The organism is Embleya australiensis, from assembly GCF_051903075.1.
Taxonomy (GTDB): domain Bacteria; phylum Actinomycetota; class Actinomycetes; order Streptomycetales; family Streptomycetaceae; genus Embleya.
Genome location: NZ_CP182422.1, coordinates 5,245,450 through 5,269,127, shown reverse-complemented (window position 1 = coordinate 5,269,127; position 23,678 = coordinate 5,245,450). Strand labels below are relative to the sequence as shown.

17 protein-coding genes, 1 tRNA gene and 1 pseudogene are annotated in these 23,678 nt (G+C 71.1%); 8 read left to right on the top strand and 11 right to left on the bottom strand.

Going from position 1 to position 23,678, the window contains the following annotated elements:
• Nucleotides 1-23: 23 nt before the first annotated feature.
• A complete protein-coding gene (locus ACMXN5_RS22960) occupies nt 24-584 on the top strand; it encodes a hypothetical protein (protein WP_439676764.1) in 561 nt (186 codons plus the stop codon).
• A 346-nt stretch (nt 585-930) separates the two neighbouring features.
• On the opposite strand, the gene ACMXN5_RS22955 is transcribed toward ACMXN5_RS22960, so the two are convergent.
• The 4 genes from ACMXN5_RS22955 to ACMXN5_RS22940 all read right to left on the bottom strand — a co-directional run bounded on the left by ACMXN5_RS22955 (nt 931) and on the right by ACMXN5_RS22940 (nt 5,162).
• A complete protein-coding gene (locus ACMXN5_RS22955) occupies nt 931-2,763 on the bottom strand; it encodes a hypothetical protein (RefSeq protein ID WP_439676763.1) in 1,833 nt (610 codons plus the stop codon).
• Nucleotides 2,756-3,229 carry an ABC-three component system middle component 2 gene (locus ACMXN5_RS22950; RefSeq protein WP_439676762.1) on the bottom strand — a complete coding sequence of 158 codons (474 nt, stop codon included), beginning with the start codon at nt 3,227-3,229 and terminating at the stop codon, nt 2,756-2,758. The genes ACMXN5_RS22955 and ACMXN5_RS22950 overlap by 8 nt, the downstream gene beginning before the upstream one ends.
• Nucleotides 3,226-4,290 carry an ABC-three component system protein gene (locus ACMXN5_RS22945; RefSeq protein WP_439676761.1) on the bottom strand — a complete coding sequence of 355 codons (1,065 nt, stop codon included), beginning with the start codon at nt 4,288-4,290 and terminating at the stop codon, nt 3,226-3,228. Before ACMXN5_RS22945 ends, ACMXN5_RS22950 begins: the two co-directional genes overlap by 4 nt.
• Nucleotides 4,291-5,088: 798 nt before the next feature.
• Nucleotides 5,089-5,162 (bottom strand) — tRNA-Val (locus ACMXN5_RS22940).
• Nucleotides 5,163-5,501: 339 nt separating this feature from the next.
• On the opposite strand from ACMXN5_RS22940, the gene ACMXN5_RS22935 reads away from it, so the two are divergent.
• Complete coding sequence (locus ACMXN5_RS22935) at nt 5,502-7,472, top strand: glycoside hydrolase family 5 protein (protein ID WP_439676760.1); 1,971 nt, start codon at nt 5,502-5,504, stop codon at nt 7,470-7,472.
• A 20-nt stretch (nt 7,473-7,492) separates the two neighbouring features.
• On the opposite strand, the gene ACMXN5_RS22930 is transcribed toward ACMXN5_RS22935, so the two are convergent.
• Nucleotides 7,493-8,503, bottom strand: coding sequence for a hypothetical protein (locus ACMXN5_RS22930; RefSeq protein ID WP_439676759.1), 1,011 nt, complete (start codon nt 8,501-8,503; stop codon nt 7,493-7,495).
• Between the two features lie 495 nt (nt 8,504-8,998).
• On the opposite strand from ACMXN5_RS22930, the gene ACMXN5_RS22925 reads away from it, so the two are divergent.
• From ACMXN5_RS22925 to ACMXN5_RS22905, 5 genes are all read left to right on the top strand, one after another.
• A complete protein-coding gene (locus tag ACMXN5_RS22925) occupies nt 8,999-10,162 on the top strand; it encodes a serine hydrolase domain-containing protein (protein WP_439676758.1) in 1,164 nt (387 codons plus the stop codon).
• A gap of 61 nt (nt 10,163-10,223) precedes the next feature.
• Entirely contained in the window at nt 10,224-11,195 is a 972-nt protein-coding gene (locus tag ACMXN5_RS22920) for a PhzF family phenazine biosynthesis protein (RefSeq protein WP_439676757.1), read from the top strand.
• 339 nt (nt 11,196-11,534) lie between these two features.
• On the top strand, nt 11,535-12,128 hold the full coding sequence (locus ACMXN5_RS22915; protein WP_395788163.1) for a lytic polysaccharide monooxygenase auxiliary activity family 9 protein: 594 nt from the start codon (nt 11,535-11,537) through the stop codon (nt 12,126-12,128).
• Between the two features lie 248 nt (nt 12,129-12,376).
• Nucleotides 12,377-13,735, top strand: coding sequence for a hypothetical protein (locus ACMXN5_RS22910; protein WP_439676756.1), 1,359 nt, complete (start codon nt 12,377-12,379; stop codon nt 13,733-13,735).
• Between the two features lie 267 nt (nt 13,736-14,002).
• Nucleotides 14,003-14,482: a hypothetical protein gene (locus ACMXN5_RS22905; protein WP_439676755.1), complete on the top strand. Its 480-nt coding sequence runs from the start codon at nt 14,003-14,005 to the stop codon at nt 14,480-14,482.
• On the opposite strand, the gene ACMXN5_RS22900 is transcribed toward ACMXN5_RS22905, so the two are convergent.
• The 4 genes and pseudogenes from ACMXN5_RS22900 to ACMXN5_RS22885 all read right to left on the bottom strand — a co-directional run bounded on the left by ACMXN5_RS22900 (nt 14,453) and on the right by ACMXN5_RS22885 (nt 19,972).
• Entirely contained in the window at nt 14,453-15,256 is an 804-nt protein-coding gene (locus ACMXN5_RS22900) for a 4'-phosphopantetheinyl transferase family protein (RefSeq protein WP_439676754.1), read from the bottom strand. The genes ACMXN5_RS22905 and ACMXN5_RS22900 overlap by 30 nt on opposite strands.
• A gap of 106 nt (nt 15,257-15,362) precedes the next feature.
• A complete protein-coding gene (locus ACMXN5_RS22895; RefSeq protein WP_439676753.1) occupies nt 15,363-16,196 on the bottom strand; it encodes an HAD family hydrolase in 834 nt (277 codons plus the stop codon).
• A pseudogene (locus ACMXN5_RS22890) lies at nt 16,193-18,714 on the bottom strand (phosphoribosyltransferase). The gene ACMXN5_RS22895 and the pseudogene ACMXN5_RS22890 overlap by 4 nt, the downstream one beginning before the upstream one ends.
• Nucleotides 18,715-18,799: 85 nt before the next feature.
• The gene (locus ACMXN5_RS22885; protein ID WP_395788153.1) at nt 18,800-19,972 is read right to left on the bottom strand and encodes an HpcH/HpaI aldolase/citrate lyase family protein; all 1,173 of its coding nucleotides are present in this window, start codon (nt 19,970-19,972) and stop codon (nt 18,800-18,802) included.
• Nucleotides 19,973-20,222: 250 nt separating this feature from the next.
• On the opposite strand from ACMXN5_RS22885, the gene ACMXN5_RS22880 reads away from it, so the two are divergent.
• Nucleotides 20,223-21,506 carry a TerD family protein gene (locus ACMXN5_RS22880; protein ID WP_439676752.1) on the top strand — a complete coding sequence of 428 codons (1,284 nt, stop codon included), beginning with the start codon at nt 20,223-20,225 and terminating at the stop codon, nt 21,504-21,506.
• A gap of 76 nt (nt 21,507-21,582) precedes the next feature.
• On the opposite strand, the gene ACMXN5_RS22875 is transcribed toward ACMXN5_RS22880, so the two are convergent.
• Together ACMXN5_RS22875 and ACMXN5_RS22870 are read right to left on the bottom strand one after the other, a co-directional pair.
• Nucleotides 21,583-22,275: a Tellurium resistance gene (locus tag ACMXN5_RS22875; protein ID WP_078975205.1), complete on the bottom strand. Its 693-nt coding sequence runs from the start codon at nt 22,273-22,275 to the stop codon at nt 21,583-21,585.
• 144 nt (nt 22,276-22,419) lie between these two features.
• A complete protein-coding gene (locus ACMXN5_RS22870) occupies nt 22,420-23,577 on the bottom strand; it encodes a DUF475 domain-containing protein (protein ID WP_439676750.1) in 1,158 nt (385 codons plus the stop codon).
• Between the last annotated feature and the right edge of the window lie 101 nt (nt 23,578-23,678).

Sequence of the window (23,678 nt, the reverse complement as noted above, 5' to 3'; positions counted from 1 at the left end):
GAGCCCACACCCGGGAGGAACCGATGTCACCCAGTCCGACCCACCGCCCCGCCCGGCGGTCGCTCCGCACCACGCGTCGCCTGGCCGTGCCCGCACTGACGGCCGCGATCATCGCCCTGGTCCCGATACCCACCGCCCACGCGGCCGACTCCACCACCTGCACCGGCAGCAGCACCGTCACCTACAGCCCCGGCCTCACATTCACCCCCCGCACCGTCACCTACAACGAGGCCGAGACCCTCACCTCCTGCCTCTCCACCGACGCCACCCTCACCGCCGGCGCCAGCACCAACACCACCACCCTCCCCGGAGCCTCCTGCCTCGGTGCCGGACCCGGTTCCGGCACCTACACCATCACCTGGAACAACGGCCACACCAGCGTCCTGACCCTGACCTACACCGACGTCATCGCCGCGGGCGTCGAAACCGTCATCGGAACCGGCACCGTCACCGCCGGCCAATTCACCGGCGGCACCGCCCTCGTCACGACCGTCCTCACCGCACCCGACCCCCTCCAATGCCTCACCACCACAGGCGTCACCAGCCAGACCGGCATCGTCACCGCACAGATCACCACCCTGTGAACCACCCACCAACACCACACCCCGACACAGCCGACCCACGCCCCCTCCCCCCCACGGACCGGGACCATCACGGACTCGGACCGCGCTGCCGACCGCCCGCCCCGGCCGCGCCGACGCAGGTGGCGAACGGGCACGCGACAGGTACGGCCATACGCAGCGCCACAGGTGGGTACGGGGGAGGGCGCACCTCAGCCGTCGGCGGGTTCACCCGGCCCCTCGAAGGCGGGCATCGGACGCGCTGCTCGAAAGCGGCAACCTCACGGGTGAATACAACCGAGCACCCTGCCCGCCATGATCGTTGGACGCCCGCAGCTCAGCCATAGCCCACCGACAGGTCGGTTGTGGCTCAGGTCCGGTTGGCGGCGACGGGGCGGGCAGGGAAGAAGCCGGGACGGGCTCCGCTTCCGCTGAAGGTGACGATCCGTGCATGCTCAAGAACGTCCGGGGGCGGCGTCGCGTTCTCGACAACGATCGCCTGGCCGGGGAAGGCGAGGAACGAGCGGTAGAAATGGTCGATCACGTTCGGGGGGATGCGGTCGGCGTCGTAGTCCGGCTCTTTGTACGTCACCAGAGGCGAGTCCAAGACGAGGAAGCCGAGGTGTGGGAGTCTGCGGTCCAGGCAGTAGCGAACCAAGGCAATGGTGAACGCGGCGTGCAGAAGTGCGCGCATGCCCCGGCCGTGGCTGGCGCGTGCCGTTCCGCCGGCACTGACATCCCCGCTGTAGGGGTCGTAGCCGGCGTTCTCCACCTCCGGGATCCGCCAGGAATCCAGGGCGCGTTGGAAGAGGTCGTTGAACGACGACAGGATTCTTCCCGCGATCAGGGATTCCCGCCGCTTGGACGGCAGGGCGCCCTGGGCCACCAACTGGGAGCGGTGCTCTTCCAGTTCATCGAGCCGGGCCCGCAGTTCCAGGTCGCGTTCGATGCGCAGCCGCTGGTCGACAGTGTCCTGCAGTCGGTCGCGGAGAGGGGTCAGTCGCGCTTCGATCTGCCTCAGGGCTTGGTCGGCCTCGGCCGCCTGCGCGCTCAGGGCAGTTCGATGTTCGGCCAGTTCGTCGCGCTGGCCTTCCAGTCCCTCGATAGTCAGCCGGAGGTCGGCAAGAAGGGAGTGAGTCTTGGCAGACTCGACGAGCACGGCTTCGTGAAGTTGAGTGGTCTCCTGATGGCCGTGCTGGGCCTGCTGGTGTTCGGGGTCCGCCCCGCAGAAGACGCAGCGGCCGACCCGGAAGTAGCCCAGCAGATTGCCCGCCTCGCTGACCATCTCCAGTCGAGCGAGGTCTGTCTCGTATTGCTGACGCAGGATGTCGAATCGCGCCAGCAGGTCGAGCACCTCACCTGTGCGTGACTCCAACTCCGCTTCTTTCTCGGCCAGTTGTGTACGAGCGGCGACGGCTCGGGCCTGCTGCTCGGACTCGCCGGCCAGCGAGCGTGCCATGTCGTTGAGGCTTTCCTCTAACCGCGCCAGTTGATCTCGCAGTTCGTTGGGGGTCTGGTCGCGGGAGAGTTTGGCGTGCAGGTCCAGTGCCAGCGAATCGATCAGATTGATCTTGCCCCGCTGGACGCGCCGTTGAGTGGAGTTGGGAAGTTTGCTCGCCGGGGCCTCGTCCTCGCCGGTCAGCATCAGCTTCATGACCGAACGCGCTCTGGTCCTGACCGCCGTGCCGCGCGCGCGCTGCGAGGGCGGATTCGTATCGATCATGCGCGTGTCGGTGACCACGCTGAGGTGAGTCAGGTCGGCAAGTTTGAGCAGGTCGGTGTTGCCCCCCTCGTTCGTGCGGACGTACGTGTCGTCCAGTCCCAGCTTGCTGAGCAGGTAGTGCGAGATGTCACGACGACTGCGGATCCTGCGGGCCGAGACGATCGATTCGGGAGTGGCATGGGACAGCTCCCTCAGGTCGTCATGGTGTACGTGAATGCTCTTGCCGCCGGGCTTGCGGACCAGCGTGAGGGGTGTGCCATCGGGGAGCAGCAGGCCGAGCAGGATCTGTCCGTATCCTTCGGCGCGCGGGATCGAGGGACGGACATGACCGCCGAGCATGTAGTCGATGGAGTCGACAAGGAACGTCTTGCCTGTGTTGGAGGAGCCGTAGATCACCGTGAACTTGGGGTCGAACTCCACGCTGGCCGTGGGCAGGCCCGCACCGGCGTACGTCAGATGTGTCAAGGTGAAGTTAGCCATGGCCGGCCTCCAAGCGCCGTGTTTCGGCGGTGAATTCCTCGTGCCAACGGGTGGTGATGTCGCGCGTGGCCGCCACCGCGTCCGTGGTGGCGGCGAACTGCTCTACGGCCCACCGCGCGCGCTGACGCAGCTCGCCGATGTACGGGGCCTCCAGGATGCCGACGAACCCCGAGCCGCGCTGGGTCACCTGGTAGACGAGCCCGTCACCGGTCGCCTCGACCGTGGCCAGGCCGGCTCGCAGCAGCACCTCCAGTCCTTCCTGTATCACCTGCCGCTTCATGCCGAGTTCGCCAGGCTGGGCGGGCAAGCGTGGATGGAGGCTGGGCGGACCGTCGAACTGGCTGCTGTGCAGCATGACGTGGTCCAGGACCACCAGCCAGGACAGGTCCAAGGGGTGAGGATGGCTGCGGGCCAGCAGGACCAACGTCCGCATCCCCACCTCAATCGAACTGTTGAGCGGGTTCATCGGCCACCTCCTTTGCACCAGAGCAGCTTGTCGACGTTCGCCAGTTGGTGGCACATGCCCTGACGCTGGCTGTTGCGGAAAAGGTGCAGCAGGGGCGACCCGGTGAGGCTCAGCTGCCCGGAGGCTTTGAGTACCTGCTGGAGGCGGTCCCAGCCTGAGGGGTAGTCGATGGCGGCCACCTCGATCAGGTTGGTCAGCACGTCGTCCTTCAACTCCTCGTACGTGTCCCCCGCGATGCTCTCGCGTGCGTACATGCGCAGGGCCTCCGAGTCGAAGAACGCCACCCGCTGCCGCCCAAGGTGCTCTCCCGAATCGGGGTGCTCGAAGGCGTGCTGCACGGTCGCGATGTCCTCGCCGAATCTCTCCTGATAAACGTCCAGAAGCTGCTGGAGGTAGCGCGCCTCATTGACCTGGGGCTCAGGAGGGGGAAGGAGCTTGCGGGGCTTGCCGGTGGGCGGCAGGTTGAAGCGGGAGGCGAACAAGGGCGACTTGCTGTAGATCTCCAGGACCTCGTCCAGGTTCACGGTCCAGAACATCGAGAAGTCCGTGCTCTCCGCCAATGCCCGTACGTCCGCCCGGGTCTGCGGGGACAATGCGGCGACCGGCTTGGTCCGTCCGCCCAGGTACGTGAGAAACCGGGCCTTGAGCGCGGCCGGGGTCAGCACCGTGTCCTTGAGCCGAGGATGGATCCTCGGCGCCACGAAAATGTACCGGGCGGGGAGCGTCCGGCTCGTGTCCAGCGTCGCCACGAATGGTTTGATCATCTCGGGTAGCGCGTCGTCGAGCGTGAGGTCGTCCGTGTAGTGCTTGCACTGGTAGCAGTGCCAGACACCGTTCAACCGCTGCTCGCTCATGAAGGCCACGACGTCGGCGCCGCGGTCGTTGGTCCCGCCCAGGACCTCGACGCCGAGGTAGCCGAACTCGTCCCTGCGCATGCGGACCCACTCACAGGTGAACTGCTCCCACTGCTCCGGCGTCCAGTAGAAGACCTGCTGCAGGGGTGTCCGGCTGTCGAACTGGTTGTGCGGCACGACCGACGGCGGCGGCACATACTGCGACACCGACACACCGTCCGCGCTTCTCGGACCATCGCCCTGCGATAACGCGTCCACTCCGCCCCCCGCTGCGCCATTCCCCATGTACACGCCGCAGCCCACTTCTACCATCGGAGATCGTCGATGGACAGGGCTTCTCCAAGGGGCTCCATTACGGCTCCGGCACCGAGGCGGATGTCCCAGAACGATCGGCCGTCCACGGCGAACCGATATCGCGACGCCGGCGATGTACAGCGCGCGCTCCACCAGGAGCCACGCCGGCACGTTCGACCTGTAGGCGGCAGCTCTTGGCCCCGACCACCGCGAGGACCTGCCCAGACCCTCTGGGTGTCGGTGAGTCCACTCATCGTGGGTGCCCCGGTGGTGAGGGCGACAACTCTCGCGTGACGCAGCGTAAGAAGGCGCGGCTCAACTGATATGGGCCCGGGTTCGTACGTGCAATGTTGCCCGGAGCGCCGGGCTCCCCTCGGGCACGCAGCGGCTGGTTCCGCCCTGGATTTTGGGAGTCAAAGTTAACCGCGTTCCCGAAAACTGCAGCTCAGGAGCCTATAGCCGATCCTATGCGGGCGAGTCGCACGAGGCTGAGTCCCGAACCCAGCGAATGAAAAGTCCGCTGCTCCCCCATTGGCGCTCAGTCTCGAAATCCTCTTGACGCCGGACAGCCGCCAGCCGCCAACCGTGGACATGGTCCGCATTGGGATATCGTGCACGCACGGCACTCCGGACGGCCTTCAAGCGGGCGAACTCACCGTCACGGACAGCGATAAGCCCAGGTCAGCGGGCTGACCTGGGCTTCGTTTCGGGTGGGCACAGACAGACTCGAACTGTCGACCCCTGCTTTGTAAGAGCAGTGCTCTAACCAACTGAGCTATGCGCCCGGATGTGAGAGGACAGCCTACCGAATCTGTGGGGGTGCGTCGTGCCGGGTTGGGGTGGGGGTGGTCACGTGGTGGGGTGGCGGGGGCGAGGGAGGCGGGGCGCTGGCTGGGGCGGGTGGCTTGGGGGGCTGGGTGGGGCTGGAGTTCGTTGGGGTGGGGTGGGAGGGTCTAGCGGCTGTGGCCGTGCATGGGCATGGGCGCGGCTCGTCCGCTGCTTCGCGGGCCGGGCTGGTTGGCCGGGGCCGCGTGGATGCGGGTGTTGAGGCGGGGCTGCCGGTGCTTTCGTCGTAGGGCGGTTGCACGGGGCGGTCCCGAAACCCCTGACCGAGGCAGGTACTCATGCACCGCAACCGGCATCGACCGCTCGTCCGCGCCGCTCTCGTCGCGTGCGCCGCCGTCGCCGCGCTCACCGGCGGCCTCCTGAGCACCACCCAAGCCGACGCCGCCACCGAAGCCCGCGCCGCCACCCCGGCCACCCACTCCGCCCCTACCGCCGCCTCCTGGGCCGCCCCCCTCTCCACCAGCGGCCGCTGGATCGTCGACGCCAACGGTCAACGGTTCAAGCTGCGTTCCGCCAACTGGAGCGGCGCCCAGGGCACCTGGAACGGCTCCGGCGACATCGCCGACCCCGCCAACCACCACGGCGGCGAGAACGCGAACGGCATGCCGCTCGGGCTCGACCGGGCGAGCCTGCCGTCGATCCTGGCCGGCTTCCACGCGGTCGGCGTCAACAGCGTCCGCCTGCCCTTCTCCAACGAAATGGTGCACGCGAGCACCCCCGTGCCCGACGCCGCAGTCGCCGCCAACCCGGGACTGCGCGGCAAGACCCCGCTCCAGGTCTTCGACGCCGTGGTCGCCGCACTGACCGCCGACGGCTTCGCGGTCGTGCTGAACAACCACACCGGCACCACCCGTTGGTGCTGCGGCCTGGACGGCAACGAACGCTGGAACACCTCGCGCAGCACCACCGACTGGGCCAACGACTGGGTCACCATGGCAAGCCGCTACCGAACCAACAAGCGGGTCGTCGGCGCCGATCTGTACAACGAGGTCCGCCGCAACATCACCGACGACCCGAACTGGGGCTGGGGCAACGACAAGGACTGGCAGGCCGCCTCCCTCCTGGCGGGCAACCGCATCCTCACCGAGGCCAACCCGGATCTGCTGATCATCGTCGAGGGCATCAACTGGACCGGCATCCCGCTCGACGGCCTGCCGCACGGCCGCCCGACCCTGACTCCGGTCCGCACCCTGTCGCACACCCTCGTCGACCCGAACAAGCTGGTCTACTCGGCGCACTTCTACGGGTACACCGGCCCCAACCACAGCGGCGCGTACGGCACCGGCGAGACCCACGACGCCCGCTACCAGGACCTGACGCGTGATCAACTGTTCGCGGAGATAGACCGGTCGGCGCAATACGTGACCACCGACGGGCAACACCACACCGCCCCCGTCTGGATCAGCGAGTTCGGCACCGGCGCGGAGGAGACCGACCCGGCCGCGCGGGCCTGGTTCACCAACTTCACCGACTACCTCGTCGCACGCGATCTCGACTTCGCCTACTGGCCGTTGCTCGGCTGGAAGGGCAACGGCCGGGGAGACTCCTGGGCCCTCCTGCGCTACGACCCCAACGGCGTACGCAGCGGCATCCTCGACGACCCGAACGACTGGCGCGCCGCCGCCTGGACCAGGCTGATCGGCGCCGCCGGCCGCACCGGCCCGATCGCCCCGTCCGCCCGGTGGAACATGCTCGACCTGGGCAGCACCGACGCCCAACCGTCTCTGCGCATGCGCGCCCGACCGGACTGGGACTCCGGTGCCCGCAAGGGCGTATGCCCCGACGGCGAGCGGATCATCGGCCTGGCCCACACCGGCAACCGGGGCCTGTGCACCACGATCGGCGGCCCCGACCTCGGCGCGCCGGATGCCGACACCACGGTGGTGCGCGACGAATCGTACGTGCGCGACGACTGGGCAACGGGCTACACCAAACTCCAGTGCCCCACCGGCATGGCGATCACCGGGTACAGCGTGCGCGGCGCGACCGTCTCCGCGACCCTGTGCACCCGACCCGCCGGCGCCCCGCTCGGCACCCGGGCCCGCACCCTGTGGTTCGACCGAGGCGACAACCGCCCGGCGAACGGCACCGACGGCACCAACAGCCCCAACGGCACAGGCGGCGAGTTCGCCCCCGGTGCGTACAAGGGCCAGTGCAACGCCGACGAGTACGCGGCCGGCGTCGCCTTCATCCGCCGAGTCGGCTCGTCCGGCACCCCGGACGCCCTCCTCTGCACCCGCCTGAGCTGAACGCCCCAGGCACCAGGCACCTACCGCCCCGCGCCCCCGCTCCCGCCACCCGCGTCCGGCAACTGCGAGGGCTCACCCGTCGGCACGGCCGGGGGCGCGGTGCTGCCCGGCAGGTCCCGATTCCGCGGTGTCTGAGGAGTGCCGGTCGGGGCCTGCGCCCGGAAATCGGGCATCTTCGCCCGCGCGGCCAGATTGACCTCCGGATCGACCCAGAGCGCCCAACTCGGCGACATCACGATGTCCCGAAGCTGCTTGATCGGCACGATCGCGTACCCCGGCATCCCTATCCCCACGCTCCCGGCGTCGAACCTCGACGTCGACGTCGCCGAAACCCGCACACCGTCGCGGCGGATCACCTGCGCGGCCCATGCCGAGGGTTCCTTGCCGCCGGGGTCGACGGTCTGCCCCTCGGGCCGAGTCTGCGCGAGGTAGCCGTGCGTGCCGTCGGCTTCCACGAAGACATCGCAGAGGCGGTACACATTCCGTACCGCCGCGCAGTCGTCACCCGCCGGATCCTGACCGCTCGCCTGCACCGTCACCGTGAGCGTCGCCGCTCCCTTGTTGGTCACCACCAGCATCACGGCGAACGCACCCACCGAAGTCGGGTCCCCCGTCTTCGGCGCGATCCCGGCCCCGCTGGGGTCCCGCATGTTGCCGCCCAGCGGCGTCTGCCGAAGGATCCGCGCGATCTCCTGCGGGGAGACGGCTTCCTTGCCCGGCGGCGGAACGGCCGCCGGGTCGGGAGGAGGGCTCGTACTCGGTCCGGGCGCACCGCTCTGCACGCCCGCCGGCCCCGACGTCGCCCGTACCGCCGACCGGCCGTCGTCCATCCCCGGGAGCACCACCGCGGCGGCCCCGCCCAGCGCCACCACCGCCAGCGCCGACGCGCCGATCCGCATCCGACGCGCCCGGCGCATCCGTCGCCCCCGGGCGATCCCGCCCGCGACCAACCCCGCAGGTGGGACCAATTCGGTCGCCGCCCCGCGCATCGCGGCGGCCAACTGCTGCTCCTCAGAACCCGGGGATCCCATCGGCCTGCTGTCTCCTAGACATCCGTTCCACCACGTGTCGTGCCCCACCCCGAGCCGGTGTCGGCAGGTCGCCCGCGCCCCGCTCGGATCAGGCGGCCGTTCCGTTCCGTACCCTCCCGTACCGGATACGGGCGCGACCACGGAGCGCGACCGGCAACCCACCGAACCGCGCCCCATGCCGCCCGCTCACCCACTAGATAGAACGCAGTGGACCCCCCGGCGCGTCACGGAACTTCGCCCGGAACATGAAGTACGTTCCACGCCAAGGCAGTTGAATCCCGAAGCCACGGTATCGAACCGCACCCCACGTCGCCCCGAGGCACACGGTCCGTACCGATCCGCCCACCGTGTCCCACGACCCACCGGCCATCCGCCCACGATTCGCCCGTACCGGAGCGATGATTCCGCACCCCCCGCGGAGTCTGCCTTTCGGCGGTACGGAGACCGCCGCGCACGCGCAGCCGACCCGCACGTCGCCCCCGAGGAGCCCATCCGATGAACCCGAACACCCCCGACGACCTGCGAACGCTGCTCGAAACCCACATCGCCGAGGGAGCACTCCCGGGCGCCGTCGCCCTGATCGCCCGCGGCGACCGCGTCGAGGTACGGGCCGCCGGCTCCCTCGACACCGCCGGCACCGCCCCGATGGCCCGGGACTCGATCTTCCGCATCGCGTCCCTCACCAAGCCCGTCGTCGCCGCCGCGGCCATGATGCTGATCGAGGACGGCCGGATCGCCCCGGACGACCCGGTCGACGACCTCCTCCCGGAACTGGCCGACCGAAGCGTGGTCCGCACGCCCACCGCCGCGATCGACGACGTGGTCCCCGCCGATCGCCCGATCACCGTGTTCGACCTGCTCACCTTCCGGGCCGGTTACGGCTTCCCGAGCGACTTCTCGCTGCCCGCGCTCGCCCCGCTGATGGAAAAGCTGGGCCAGGGTCCGCCGCAGCCGCAACAGGTCCCCGCGCCCGACGAGTGGATGGCGCGGCTGTCCGACATCCCGCTGCTCCACCAGCCGGGCGAGGCCTGGCTCTACAACACCTGTTCGGACATCCTCGGCGTACTGATCGCCCGGGCGGCCGGTCGTCCGCTGCCCGAATTCCTCGCCGAACGGCTGTTCGAACCGCTCGCCATGGTCGACACGGGATTCGCGGTACCGCCCGCCGACCTGGGGAGGTTCACCACTTGCCACCTCGCCGACCCGGACGGCACCCTCCGCGCCCTCGACGGTCCCACCGGCCAGTGGAGCACCCCACCCGCCTTCCCGTCCGGCGGAGGCGGCCTGGTCTCCACCGTGGACGATTACCACGCCTTCGCCCGCCTGCTCCTCGCCGAGGGCACCGTCGCCGGGCGGCGTCTGCTCTCCCCGGAGTCGATCCGCCGGATGACCACCAACCACCTGACCCCGGCGCAGCGCAAGGCCACCGACCTGTTCCTGGAGGGCCAGGGGTGGGGCTTCGGCGGCTCCGTCGACATCGAGGCCGTCAACGCGTGGAACGTTCCCGGCCGCTACGGATGGGTCGGCGGCACCGGCACCACGGCCCACATCGTCCCGGCGACCGGCAGCACCGCCATCCTCTTCACCCAGGTGCAACTCGCGGGCCCCACTCCGCCCGCCGTGATGCGCGCGTTCTGGGAACTCGCCGCCCACACCTGACTCCGCGACCCACCGGCGGCCCCGGGAATCGTCCCGCCACCCGGCAACGTTGCCCTGCGACATGACGACATCGGACCCGGCGCCCACCGCCGCCGCCCCGCTTCGCTACACCGCCTTCTCCACCGACCCGAACGGCGGCAACCCCGCCGGCGTGGTCCTGGACGCCGGCGCCCTGACCGACCGGGACATGCTCACGATCGCCGCCGAACTTGGCTACTCCGAAACAGCGTTCCTCACCCGAACCGAAGCCCGCCCCGAACCCACAACCACAACCGCAGCCCCAGCCGCAGCCGCAGCCGCAGCGGAAACCCCAGCCGAAACCGAGGCCGACCCCACCACCCCCCGCACCTACACCGTCCGCTACTTCAGCCCCCTCGCCGAGGTCTCCTTCTGCGGCCACGCCACCATCGCCGCCGCAATCGCCCTCGCCGAACGCATCGGCCCCGGCCCGCTCGCCTTCACCACCCCGGCCGGCCTCGTCCCGGTCGACGTCATTCCCGGCCCCGACGGCCGGCTCCGCGCCACGCTCACCAGCGTCGAGCCGCACCACACCCCCGCCCCGGCCGCCGACGTCGCCGAGGCGCTGGCCCTGCTCGGCTGGAGCGCCGACGACCTCGACCCCGAACTGCCGCCCGGCTACGCCTACGCCGGCGCCCACCACCTGATCCTGGCCGCCGCGACCCGGTCCCGCCTGGCCGACCTGGACTACGACTTCGACGGCCTCGCCGCCTTCATGCGGGCCCGCGACCTGACCACGCTGCAACTGGTCCGACGCACCTCGGCGGACACCTTCCACGTCCGCGACCCGTTCCCGGTCGGCGGCGTGATCGAGGACCCGGCCACCGGCGCCGCCGCGGCGGCCCTCGGCCACTACCTGCGCGCCCTGTCCCTGGTCCCCGCGCGGGCCACCCTCACCCTGCACCAGGGCGACGACCTCGGCCGTCCCGGCGTACTCACCGTCGACCTCGACGAACACGACCCCCGCATCCGCGTCTCCGGCCCGGCCGTCCCGATCCCCGACCCGGCCGGCTGAACCCGTGCCCGACGCCGCCACCCCACCGCGCCGGCGACGACCCCGATCCGGATTAGCCAATTTGTGCCGCACGTGGTCCAGACCATTGACCGACCGGAATCACCGCTTCTAGCGTGAAAGAGCGCCCCCGGTAACGAAGGCACGCGACTCGCGCAGGTCGCACCCGACACGATCCGCACCCGGATCGTGTGGTTCCACGTTCGGATGCGGATGTCGACGTCCCATCGACTCGCGACATCCGCGCTCCGGCGCACGTGCGCACGCGCGCGGACCGTTTCGAGGCCGCGTCCGAACGAGTCTGCCCGTCCCGGCACGACTTCGTTCACGAGGAGAAGTTCGATGCGCAAGAGCACCATCCTGGCCACGCTGAGCGCTTCGGTGCTCGCCCTGCCGTTCCTGCTGCCGGCGTCCTCCGCCTCCGCCCACGGGTACATCTCCAACCCGGCCAGCCGCTCCGCGTTGTGCGGCGAGGGCAAGGTCAAGCGCTGCGGCGATATCCAGTGGGAGCCGCAGAGCGTCGAGGGTCCCAAGGGCTACCCCGCGGGCGGACCGCCCGACGGGCAGCTGTGCGCCGGCGCGGACGGCCGCTGGGCCCCGCTCGACAACCCCCGCAACGGCACCTGGCCGGCCACCCCGCTCACCTCCGGCGCCTCGTTCAGCTTCACCTGGGAGATCGAGGCCCGGCACTCGACCACGTCGTTCCGCTACTACATCACCAAGCCGACCTGGAATCCCGCGACTCCGATCAGCCGCGCCCAGATCGAGAGCACCCCGTTCCTGACCGTCCCGTACCACGGTGCCCAGCCCGCCGCGCACCAGGTGCACACCGGCACCCTTCCGGCCGGCCGCACCGGCCGGGCGCTGATCTTCGCCGTCTGGGACATCGACGACACCGACAACGCGTTCTACTCCTGCTCCGACGTGACCTTCTGACCGAAGCACCCACCGGTACCACCCCGTCACACTCCGCCCGGCGGTCGCCCACAACGGCCGCCGGGCCCGCCACGCCCGCCCCCAACGCACCCACACACCCGCCCATCCACCAGGCCCGACGGCCCACCCCACACACCGCCCCCAAGCGCCCCGTCCGACCCCGGACACGCGCCGAAGGGACGGTTGGTGGACCTCCATCGGACAGCACCTGGAAGGATGGGCAGGATGGAGTGCGCACAGTTCACACGGTGACGGGAGCAGGCGTGGTGGTCGGATCCGCACGACGGTCCCTCGGGGGCGGCCTTCCCCTGTCGATCACGCTCGCGCCGCTGCTCCTGGCGCTGCTCCCGGGCGCGTTCGCCGGCGGCGAGACCCGCCCGTGGCGCCGGCGCAAGGAGGCCGCCCGCTCGGCCGCGCTGGCCGCGCGCGAGGCGGCGGGCGAGGCGTTCCTCCAGCTGGACACCGCCCAGCGGGACATGATGCTCTCGCTGGAGACGGTCCGAGCCGTACGCGGCGCGCGCGGCACCGAGGACGCGCTGCGCAGCTTCGCCGCCGTGAGCCTGCGAATCGACGAGGCGAGCGCGGCCTACATCGCGCTGATGGACCGGCACCCGCTCGACGTGGAGCTGGAGACCGACGAATACGAGTCCGCCCGGCGGGAGTTGGCCGAGGTGGCGAGCCGGCTCGACGCCGTGCGCCAGGAGTTGGACCGCTTCGGCACCTCGCTCGGCCCGCTGCTCGCCGACGCCGAACAGGCGCTCGGCCAACTGCCCCCCGCCGTGGACCGGGCCCGCCGCGCCGCCGCCGAGGCCGAACAGGCGGTCGCCGCGACCGAGCGGGCCGGCCTCGGCTCGACCACGCTCACCACCCGACTGGCCGCCGTACGCGCCGATCTGACCGAGCTGGACCGGGGCCCGGCCGCGCTCGGTATCCCGGGCACGCTGGAGGTGGCCCGGCGGATCGAGACCGCGGCCGGCGAGCTGCGCGCGGAGGCCGAGCGGCTGCCCAGGCAGCGCGAGGAGGTCACCAACCGGCTGTCCTCGCTGCGCACCCGCGCCCAGGCGCTGGAATCCCGCCTGGGCACGATCGAGCCTGCCCTGCACCGACTGCGCCGCGACTACGTACAGTCCTGCTGGGTCGACCTGGAGCAGGTCCCGGCGCGCACCCGACAGTCCCTGGGCGTGGCCCGCAGCCGCCTGGAGGAGGCCGGCGCCGCGGCCGGGCGCGGCGAGTACGCCGACGCGGTCAGCCGGCTGGCCACCGCCCGGGCCACCCTCAAGGACGCCGACGAGGCGATGGCCTCGGTCAACGACCGGCTGCACGCCCTCGAAGAGGTGGCCCGCGACCCGGAGGCCGAGTTGGAACGCACCCGATTCGCGCTGCGCGACGCCCAGCGGCTCGCCCTCGGCGGTCGGGCCAACGCCGAGGAGCGCTACGCCCGCCGGCTGGACGCGCTGGTGTACCGCCTGGAGGCGATCGCCGCGGAGCCGGAGCAGCCCCGCCCCGACTGGTGGCGCTTTCTCAGCGAGACCCGGGACATCCGCGCCGAGGTCGCGGCCACCGTGCAGGTGATCCGCGAGGACCGGGCCGGCCCCGGCCCGCACTGACGCCAAACCCGGACACTACGCACAGCGATCATCCGTCGCCAAAAAGCCGACATTTTCCGCAGTCGGCGCATCATCGGCAACTCCACGTAGCGATTTCGTCGCCATGTTCGACCAGTCGGGTAAAGAATCGGCACCGGTGGCCACTTTCCCGAAATTCAAGGTTTAAAGTCGACGGACCGGCCGACTTCGGGACCTTGGTCCCGATTCACGGGGACGGATCCCGCGCGCCGCGCCGGCGACCACGATGCTGACACCGGGAAGTCGCACATGCCCGTGCTCTTGATGCTCCTGTTCGTGTTTCTCCTCGTCCTGGCACCGCCCTGCCTGCGCGCGCTGCGCCGGGCTCCGCGGACGGCCCCGGTGTTGCCCCTGCACACCGACGACATCACCGACATGCACCGCATGATGGCCGTCGCCTACGAGGAGGAGCGCGCGGTGCTGCATCGCCGGGCGGTCAACTGGCTGCACTCGCTCGGGCGCGGTCCGCTGCGGGTGACCGACGCCCAGGCGGCGACCGGCAACCGCGGCTGCGACCTGGTCACCCTCGGCGACGGCACGGTGCTCGGCCTGTCCTCGACCGGGGTGGTCATGCACGAGTTGTGCGGTGCGCTCGACCGGTTCACCGAGGTCGCGCTGACCCGGGTGCGCGCCGCGCGCGACGGCTTCGAGCTGACCTTCGACATGGAGTGCGGCCGACAGCTGCACGCCCGCGCCGAACTACTGACCGTCCGCGGCGCCTGCGTCTGACCGATCCGGCGCCGCCCCGCCCGGCTCCGCAACCGCGTCCACCCAGCACTCGCGCACCGTGTCCGGCCCGGGTCCGCGCAGCGCCACCGTCGCCGCGTAGCCGACGCCCGGCGCCAGGTCGTACATCCGCACCGCATCCTGCCCGCGGTGCGGATGTCCGTCGTCCGGGTGGTCGATCGCCGCGAGGTCGCCCGGCACCCCCGCCGCCTCCGGCGGGTCCGGCCAGTCCAACAATCGGGGCGGCTCGCCCGCGCCGGACACCGTCAACCGGCGCGGATCGACGGTCAGACCGAGCCCGTACACCTTGAGCAGCGCCTCCTTGCGGGTCCACCGGGTGATCGCGTCGGCCGCCCGCAGGCGCGCGGGAAGCCGATCCTGCGCGGCCAGTTCGGCACCGGACAGGGTGCCCTCGACGGTCGCGATCCGCTCCACGTCCACGCCCACCTCGGCGCCCTCGACCACCGCGAGCACGACCCGCTCCCCGGCGTGCGAGATGGAGAAGTCGAGCCCCGCCGGGCCGTGCGCCACCCTCGGCTTGCCCCGGTCGCACCCGCAGAGCCGGCAGGTCGTGTCGAAGCGCACCTCGCCCGGGGCCACGTCGAGCCGGGCCGCCAGCACCTGTCGGGCCAGCGCCCGCGCGGTGGCGAACCTCGCCTGGTCGGCCGGTCGGCGATACCGCTCGTATCTGGCCCGCTCGGCCGCGTCGAACCAGGCCCGCGCGACCGCGTCCGGATCCGGCTCGGCCCACCACACAACACACTCGGCAGGTCCCACGACGGCCCCTCCTCCTCGTCGCGCACCATTCAACCGCGCCCCACCGGCCCCGGCCCCGATCCTCCGGAACAGGTGCGGCAACCCGCCGCGCCGGAGCACCGGCGCCCTACGCGCCGACCACCGGCCGAATCCGACTCCGGCTCCGCTCCAGCAGCCACTCCGCGATCCGCTCCCCCGCGGACAGTCCCATCGCGGCCAACGCCTCCACATGCGGCACCGACCAGTCGCTGTCGGCCAGTTCGCCATGCCCCGGCCGTACCCCGGCGACCGCGGCCCGCAACAGTTCGATGTCCAGGAGCGAGTCGCCGGCCGCGAACACCACGTCGGCCGAGGCCCGTCGGGCCACCTCGCGCACCGCGTCGCCCTTGGTCAGCGCGTCCGGGACGAGGTAGAGCTTGCGTCCCTGAAGCGAGACGCCGTAGCCGCGCGCGTTCGCCCACTCGGTCAGCTCCGGCACGAACTCCGGCGGCAGTGCCGCGCGTTCCACCACCAGGTAGCCGAACAGGTCCTCGGCCACCCGGAGTTTGAGCGTCCACTCGGGTCGGGCGACCACTTCGAGGTGGGCGATCACCTCCGGCAGCGGCGCGGCCTTCGCGGCGAGCGTCTTGCGCACCCCCGCGTGCCAGTCCGGGTCGCTCTCGCCGTGCACGAGCAGGTGGCCGCCATTGGCACAGATCGCGAACTCCGGCGCCCGGCCGGGCAGTACGATCCGCCCGTACTGCTCCCGGGTACGCGTCGTGGTGGGCACGAACGTGCTGTGCTCGGCGAGTTCGGCCAACAGCTCGCTCGCCCGGCGGGTGACGAAGGACATCGGCGCGCCCTCGTACTCCTCCACGCACACCAGCTCGGGCGTCGGTTCCTCGGGGCCCAACCCCAGCCGCGCGGCGGCCTTCGAGTAGATCAGGGTCCGGTCCAGGTCACTGGCCACCAGCACGTTCACGCGGCACTCCCGTCCCGGCGAAAGCCCGGTTTGACCAGACCCACGCACGAGTACGGCAGGTCGTCCACGTCGATCACCGGCACCCCGCGCTGGGCGGCGAGCATCCGCACGTGGTCCAGCTCGGCGCCGACCCCCTCTCGGGCCAGGATCTGCCACGGCACCCGGCGCAGCAGCACCCGCGTGGTCTCGCCGACCCCGGGCTTGATCAGGTTGATGTTGTCGATCCCGTACTCGGCGCCGATCCGCTCGACCGCGCGCCATCCGGCCCAGGTCGGCGTGCGGTCGCTCGCGGCGAGCACGGGTTGGTCGCGCGCCACGTCCTCGGCGACCGCGTCGAACCGTTCGGCGACGGCGTCCAGGAACAGCCCGGACACGTCCGCGCCGGCCAGTTCGGCGTAGAACTTCGCGCCGTGGAACTCGTCCGGCCCGATCAGGTCGTCGCGCAGCACGGTGCGCGAGACCAGCCCGGACACCGTCGAGTTCAGGCACGCGGACGGGATCAGGAAGTCGTCCCGGGTGCCGTAGGTACGCACGCACGAGCCCGGGTCGGCGAGCACGGCCAACTCCGGGTCGAACCGCATGCCGGTGGTCGCCGCGGTCACGTCCAGCGCGTCGGACAACTCGCGGGTGATCGCGCCCTTGCCGGTCCAGCCGTCCACGAAGACGATCCGCGACGGGTCGAACTCGCGGCCCAGCCACCGCAGCGCGGTGGTGTCGATGCCGCGTCCGCGCACGATCGACACGGCGAAGTGCGGCAGCGTCAGGCCGTGCGCGCGCCGGGCCCAGCGGCGCATCAGCACGCCCACCGGGGTGCCGGCCCTGGCCAGCGAGACCAGCACCGCGTCCCGGCCGCGCTCGGCGAGGATGGTCTCGGTGACCACGCCGACCGCGTGCGCGATCCGCTCCGCCGAGGCGTCCAGCGCGGCGTGGAACAGCGCCTGGTACTCGGGCGAGGGCTGGTACTCGATGGGCAACGACTCGGCGTAGTGCGCGCCCGCGTGCTGGATCGCCTCCTCGCGCTCCTCCAGCGGCGCTTCCAGCTCGACCGCGGACAGGTCCTTGAGCAGCCAGGCGACCTCGTCGGCGGCGTAGGAGGAGAACGCGGGACCGTACAGCGGCTCCGGCAGCTTCCCGGTGTCGGGTCCGGCCGCACCGGGCCGATCGTTCACGGACTGGTGGTTCATGACCTGCGCACCTCGGGGGTGAAGGAGGGGACGACGAGCAGACCGACGTGGTCGGTGACCCGGGACAGCGCATCCAACAGCCCGCCGGGCGCGCGCAGTTCGGGGGTGTCGGCGACCGAGTCGACGACGATCAGCACCTCGTCGAAGCGCCGCTCGGGGTCGGCGCCGGCCGCGACGTTGTACGCGTAGCGCTCGCCGGGCCCGTCCGCCGGATCGTCGTGGGCGGGGAATTGCAATCGGGTACGGATCGCGTAGCCCGGATCGTCCACGGCCAGCACCGGCGAGCGGGTCGTGGTCGAGTAGCGCACCTCGACCCCGGCCGGCACGTGCTCGGCCAGCGCACGGGCCAACCGCAGCGGTGTGTACATCAGTTCCTCGAAGCCGAGGACCAGGATCCGCCGGCCCACCACCTGCCCGGCCAGCGCCGCGCCGAGGGCGGGCAGGACCCGCTCCAGGGTGTCCTGGTCGGCCTGGGTGAACCCGTGCCGCCCGCCGTCGGGCAGGTCGGCCGGCCAGTCCAGGTCGAGGGTGCGCACCGTGCCGGGCGGCTCGTCCGCCGGCCCGCCGGCCTCGTGCGCGGCGACCAGCGCGGTGCCGCGCGCGAGCACGTCCTCGGGCAGGTCGACGGTGCCGGCCGCGAGCGCCACCACGTCCACCCGGGCGCCGAGTTCGGCCGCGAAGACCTCGAACTCGGCCCGGTCGGCGGGACCGCGCACGTCGATCAGCGCGGCGATCACGTAGTGCGCCCGAGGCGCGACCGCGTGCAGTGCCCGGATCGTGTTGGACACCGTGCGCCCGGTGGACAGTTCGTCGTCCACCAGGACCAACGGCCCGCTCCCGGAGAGCAGTTCGCGATCACGCGGCAGGATCAGGTGCGAGGTGGCATGCGAGTGCTCCTCCTCGAAGGAGCCGAACCGGTCCACCCCGGCCACCGGACGCCGGGTGGAGTGCAGGTAGGCCGCCCCCGGCAGCGCCTCGGCCACGCAGTGCCCCAGGCCCGTGGCGGTCTCCGCGTAGCCGAGCACCACCGGCGTCGGCTCGTCGGCCAGCACGCGCGCCACCCGCATGCCCAGGTCGCGGCCCGCGTCGTGCACCACCTCGGGCAGTTGCGGGACGTGCTTGCCCAACACGGTGGACACCAGCAGGTGGGCCCGGCGCGGGTTGCGCCGCAGCGCGAGCCCGACCAGTGCGTCGAGCCCGTCCCCGGCGAGCGCCACGTCGAGTCGCTCGGCGACCCAACTCCCCGACCAGGTCGCCGTATCCGTCGACCCGCCCGATGCCTTCGGCCCGCCCGGCCCTCCCGGCTCGCCCGGCCCTCCCGACCAGGTTTCCATCCGATGTTGCGTCACGCACGAACCCGCTTCCCTTGTTGCCCCGTATCGACCGATCCCGCCGGGACGTCCCGCCCCGGCCGCCGGCTCACTCCATGACCCCCGCCGCGAGCAGGTCCACGAACGTGACGTCCTCGCGGGCCACGCCGAACGCGTGCGCCCGGCGCATCACCGCCTGCGCCCACGCGCGGTGCGGCTTCACCTCGTTCATCTTGTTGGTGTACGCCGAGCGCAGCACCCCGCCGCCGGCCGCGCTCTCCGCGAGGATGTCGCCGGCGTCGCAGTACTCCTCGTGCGTGACCACCGACATCGCGTGGATCACCGCCACGTGGCTGGGGTGGATCGCGGTCTTGCCGAGAAGCCCGTTGGCCTTGTCCAGTTCGAGTTCGCGGATCAGCCCGTCCAGGTCGGCGGAGATCAGCCGGGTGCGCAACTCGACCGCCTCCGGATCCTCCGCCTCGGCGAACGGCGTGCGCCGCAGCTGCGGCTTGAACAGCCGCTCACCCTGCGGGAAGTACTCCCACACCGGCCCGCTGATCACGTGTCCGGTGCCGTCGGCCCGACCGAAGACGTTCACGATGTCGCCGATCAGCTGGGCCACCAGGTGCACGTCGTAGGCGGTCAGATCGCGCGAGCGGCGCAGCGCGTACGCGGACTGGAAGTCGGTGGCCCCGATCCGTACCGCCAGGATGCGCTCGCGGTGCGCGGCGATCAGCTCGGCGAGTTCGGCGAGCACGGCCCGCCGATGCTCGATGTAGGCGATCGACGGCGACTCCAGGACGGGCATCGCGAACAGTCGGCGACCACTCATCGTGATCGCCTCGTCCAGTGCCTTGAGGTAGCGCGCGCCGCTGTCCGGCTCGAACTTGGGCAGTACGAATCCGGTCAGCACGCCGAGCGTGTCGCCGAGCCGCTCGGCGAGGTCGGTGATCTGCTCGGGGTGGCGGACCCGGATGAACAGCAGCGGCCCCTCGGCCCCGGAGCCGGCGAACGCGGCCAACTGCTCGACCAGGTTCTGCTCGGCACCGACCACCTCGCGGTCGTCGATCGAGTCCTCCAGGCACAACACCATCGAGGTCACCCCGCGGGCGGCCTGCTTGGCGATGTCCGTCGCGAGCGTCGCGCGCGTGGCGGGACTGTACAGGGTCGCGCCGAGAGCCGAGGCGAGCACGCCGGCATCGCTGTCCCGGTCGAACGTCTGCGGCTCGCGGTGGAACAGGTGGTCGCGGACCGCATCGTCCAGGTAGCCGAAATGCCGCATCGTGATCTGATCCCCCTCGACCGTCGGTGGTGATGGCACAGGCGCGTCGGGAAGGGAACCCGTACCCGCCCCGGATATATCGAAAGGCGCATTACGCGCCGAGCCGGTGAGCCGCCGGCAGGTGCTGCCTACGGTAACCGAAAAGCAAAATCGAAGACGTACGATCCGGTTATAGGACCATGTGTTCACACAATCGTCACGGCCCCGACCCACGTTGAGCCCGACTCCGTCGGGACGGCAGGATGGGGACATGACCCAGGTGATGTCCAAGGGAGCGAATACGGCCCTCCCCGCCCGGTCCGTGCGCGTGGTCCTCGAATGGCGGCCGGGAGCCGGTGTCCCGGACATGGACGCCTCGGCCCTGCTGCTCGGCGCGGACGACAAGGTGCGCGGCGACCACGATTTCGTCTTCTACAACCAGCCCAGACACCCCTCCGGCACGGTCGTCCACGAGGGCAAGAACACCGCCCCCGACCGCTGCACCGACGGCGTCCGCGTGGACGTCGCGGCGCTCGCCCCGGATGTCCGCCACGTGATCGTGGCCGCGTCCGCCGACGGCGGCACGATCGGCGCGGTGCCCGGTCTGGTCCTTCGACTGTACGACGTCGACGGCGGAGGCGAGCTGCTCAACTTCCCGATCACCGGCGCGACCACCGAAACCGCGTTCGTGTTCGGCGAGATCTACCGGCGCGGCGACCAGTGGAAGTTCCGCGCGGTCGGCCAGGGCTACGCGAGCGGTCTCGCCGGTCTGGCCACCGACTACGGGATCAGCGTCGACGACGAACCGGCCCCCGCAGGCGCCCCGCCGGCCCCGGCTCCCGTGCCGCTGCCGCCGGTGCACCAGTCGCCGCCCACCGCACCGGCGCCGCCGCCGGCCCCGGTCTTCGGCAACCCTCCGGCGCCGCAGCCGCAGCCGACCTACCAGGACGCGGCGCCCACCGCCGTGCTGCCGCAATACGACCGGGGCCCCGTGCCCGCCCCGCCCGCGGGGCAGCAGCCGGCGCCGCCCCAGGGTGTGCTGCCCGTCTCGGGCAACGCGCCGTACGGCGGCCCCTCGGTGCCGCCCCCGCCGCGCCACGACGGCCCGACGATCCCGCCGCCGCCGGCCCCGCACACGTTCGGTGGCCCGCCCCCGGGCTACCCGCAGACGCCCTCGGCCGGCGCCCCCGTACCGCCGCCGCCCGGCCCGGGCGGCACCCCGCCGCAGGGCTTCGCGCAGCCTCCCGGCACCCCCTCGCACGGCGTCGGGTTCCAGACACCGCCCGGCGTGATGCACATGCCGCCGGGCGGCCCGCAGCTCCCGGCTCCGGGTCAGTACACGCCCGCACACGGCGCTCCGCAGCCGCCGGGGCCGTACACGCCCTCGCACGGCGCTCCGCAGCCGCCCGGGCAGTACCAACCGGGCATGACCCCGCCGCAGGGCATGGGCATGCCCCCGCAGCCGCACCAGGGCACCCCGCCCCAGGGCCACGGCGGCCCGCCGCAGCTGCGCCGCCTGGACTCGCCGCCGCAGGGCCCGCAGTTCCAGGGCTGACCCGCCCCGCGCACGGGTGACCCGGTCCGCCGACGGACCGGGTCACCCGGCGCACCGGATCACCGGTGCCCGCGGCTCACTTGTAGCCGCGCGCCCACAGCAGACCCCACCCGTACTCGCGGTCCAGCTCGGCCTGATAGCCGTGCACGTAGCGGACCTCGCGGCGGACCACGATGTCGTCGCCGTGGTTCTCCACCACCGCCACCGCACAGGTGTGCGCCTCGCGCGCGTGCTCGTCCAACCGCACCTCGATCGGCAGACCCGCGTTCGGGAACAGCGTGACCACGCCGTTGACCTGGTCGAACGCCGGAATGCCCTCGTAGATGTAGACGAAGATGAGCAGTCGGCGCACGTTGCGCGCCTGGTCGATGTTGATGAAAAGCGTCTCGCCCGACGCCGACCCGGAGCGGTCGTCGGTGTCCAGGCGCACGTACGGCGGCTGGCTGAACTGCCCGTACAGGTTGCCGAGCGCCTGGACCACGCCCTTGGAGCCGTCGGACATCTCCCACATGCAGCCCAGGTCGAGGTCGATCTTCTGCGGCAGCGGCGGCGACTGCACGGCCAGCGGCCGGAACAACCCGCCGCTGCGCTGCCGCGGCGGTGCCTGCTCGACCTGCGGGTTCCAGTGCAGGTTGACCCGCAGCGTGCCGGTCGCCGAGCCCGCCTGGGTCAGCGAGACCTCGGGCGTCGAGCGGGTCAGCGCGACCTTGTGCCCGCCGTGGTCCGGCTCGCGTTCGATCAATCCCCGACGCCAGTCGAAAAGCGGCATCAAGCCCTCCCCTGATCCCGAGCCCGCGTACGCGTGGTGGCGGCTTCAGTACACAACATAACCGGGCCGGAAAAAACCGGTACCGCGCCCGACGGATGTTCGGACGCGGTACCGGTCGTGCTCGCGGGACGTGCCGCCGGGTGGTTAGACGACCCCGGCCTTGGTCTTGGCCTCGCCGTTCTGCCCGGGGACGTGCCCGATCCGCTTGTTGCGGACGATCGAGGAGATCAGCGCGACGCCGATGAAGCCCACCCCGACCACGCCGGTGATCACCTCGTGGATCTCCCACTTGATCGACGCCAGGAGGATGCCGGCGAGCGCGCCGATCGCGTACATCGCGCCGTGCTCCAGGTACACGTAGTCGTCCAGCGTGCCCTGGCGCACCAGGTAGACGGTGAGCGACCGGATGTACATCGCGCCGATACCCAGACCCAGCGTGATCATCAGCAGGTCCTGGGTGATGGCGAACGCGCCGACCACACCGTCGAAGGAGAACGACGCGTCCAACACCTCGAGGTAGAGGAACATGAAGAACGCGGCCTTGCCGGCGGCCAGCTGCGCGGTGTTCGGGCCGCTGCGCGCGGCCTGGACCGCCGCGGCGCCCTCTTCGGCGTCCTCGTCCTCGTCCTCCTCGGCGTTGATCTCGCCGAGCGTGCCGTGCGATTCGAAGTAGTCGGAGAGCCCGCCGACGGCCAGGTACGCGATCAGGCCGAGCACGCCCGCCACCATGACCGTGCCCTCCTTGTGCGCGGGTGCGAGCGACTGCGCCACGACCACCAGGGTGACCAGCGCGATCAGGGTGGACAGCACGTCGAAGCTGCCGAGCTTGCCGGTGAACCGTTCCAGCGGGCCGACCCAGTGGTGCTCGCGCTCCTCGTCGAACATGAAGTCAAGGAAGATCATCAGCAGGAACAGCCCACCGAAGGCCGCGATCGCCGGGTGCGCCTCGTCCAGGTGATCGGCGTAGGTCATGCCGTCGATCATCTTGTTCTCGTGGAACGCGAGGTCGACCACATCCGTCGGGCTCATCCCCGCGGTGAGACTCACGATGAGCAGCGGGAAGACGAGACGCATGCCGAAGACGGCGATGAGAATGCCGACCGTCAGGAACATCTTCTGCCAGAAGGCATTCATCTTCTTGAGGATCGTGGCATTTACTACAGCGTTGTCGAAAGACAACGAGATCTCGAGGATCGACAGGATCAGCACGATGCCGAATCCGGTCGCTCCCCAGAAATAGGCGGCGACGGCGAGACCGACCGCCGTCACCGCGAACGACCAGCCGAACGTACGGATTACCACGGATGAGGTCCTTATCTACCTGGGATTGCAATCTCCGGGCGGGTCATCAGGAAGACCGGCCCTCATCCCCCGCCCGAGAGTCCTCGGGAAAGGCGTCAGGG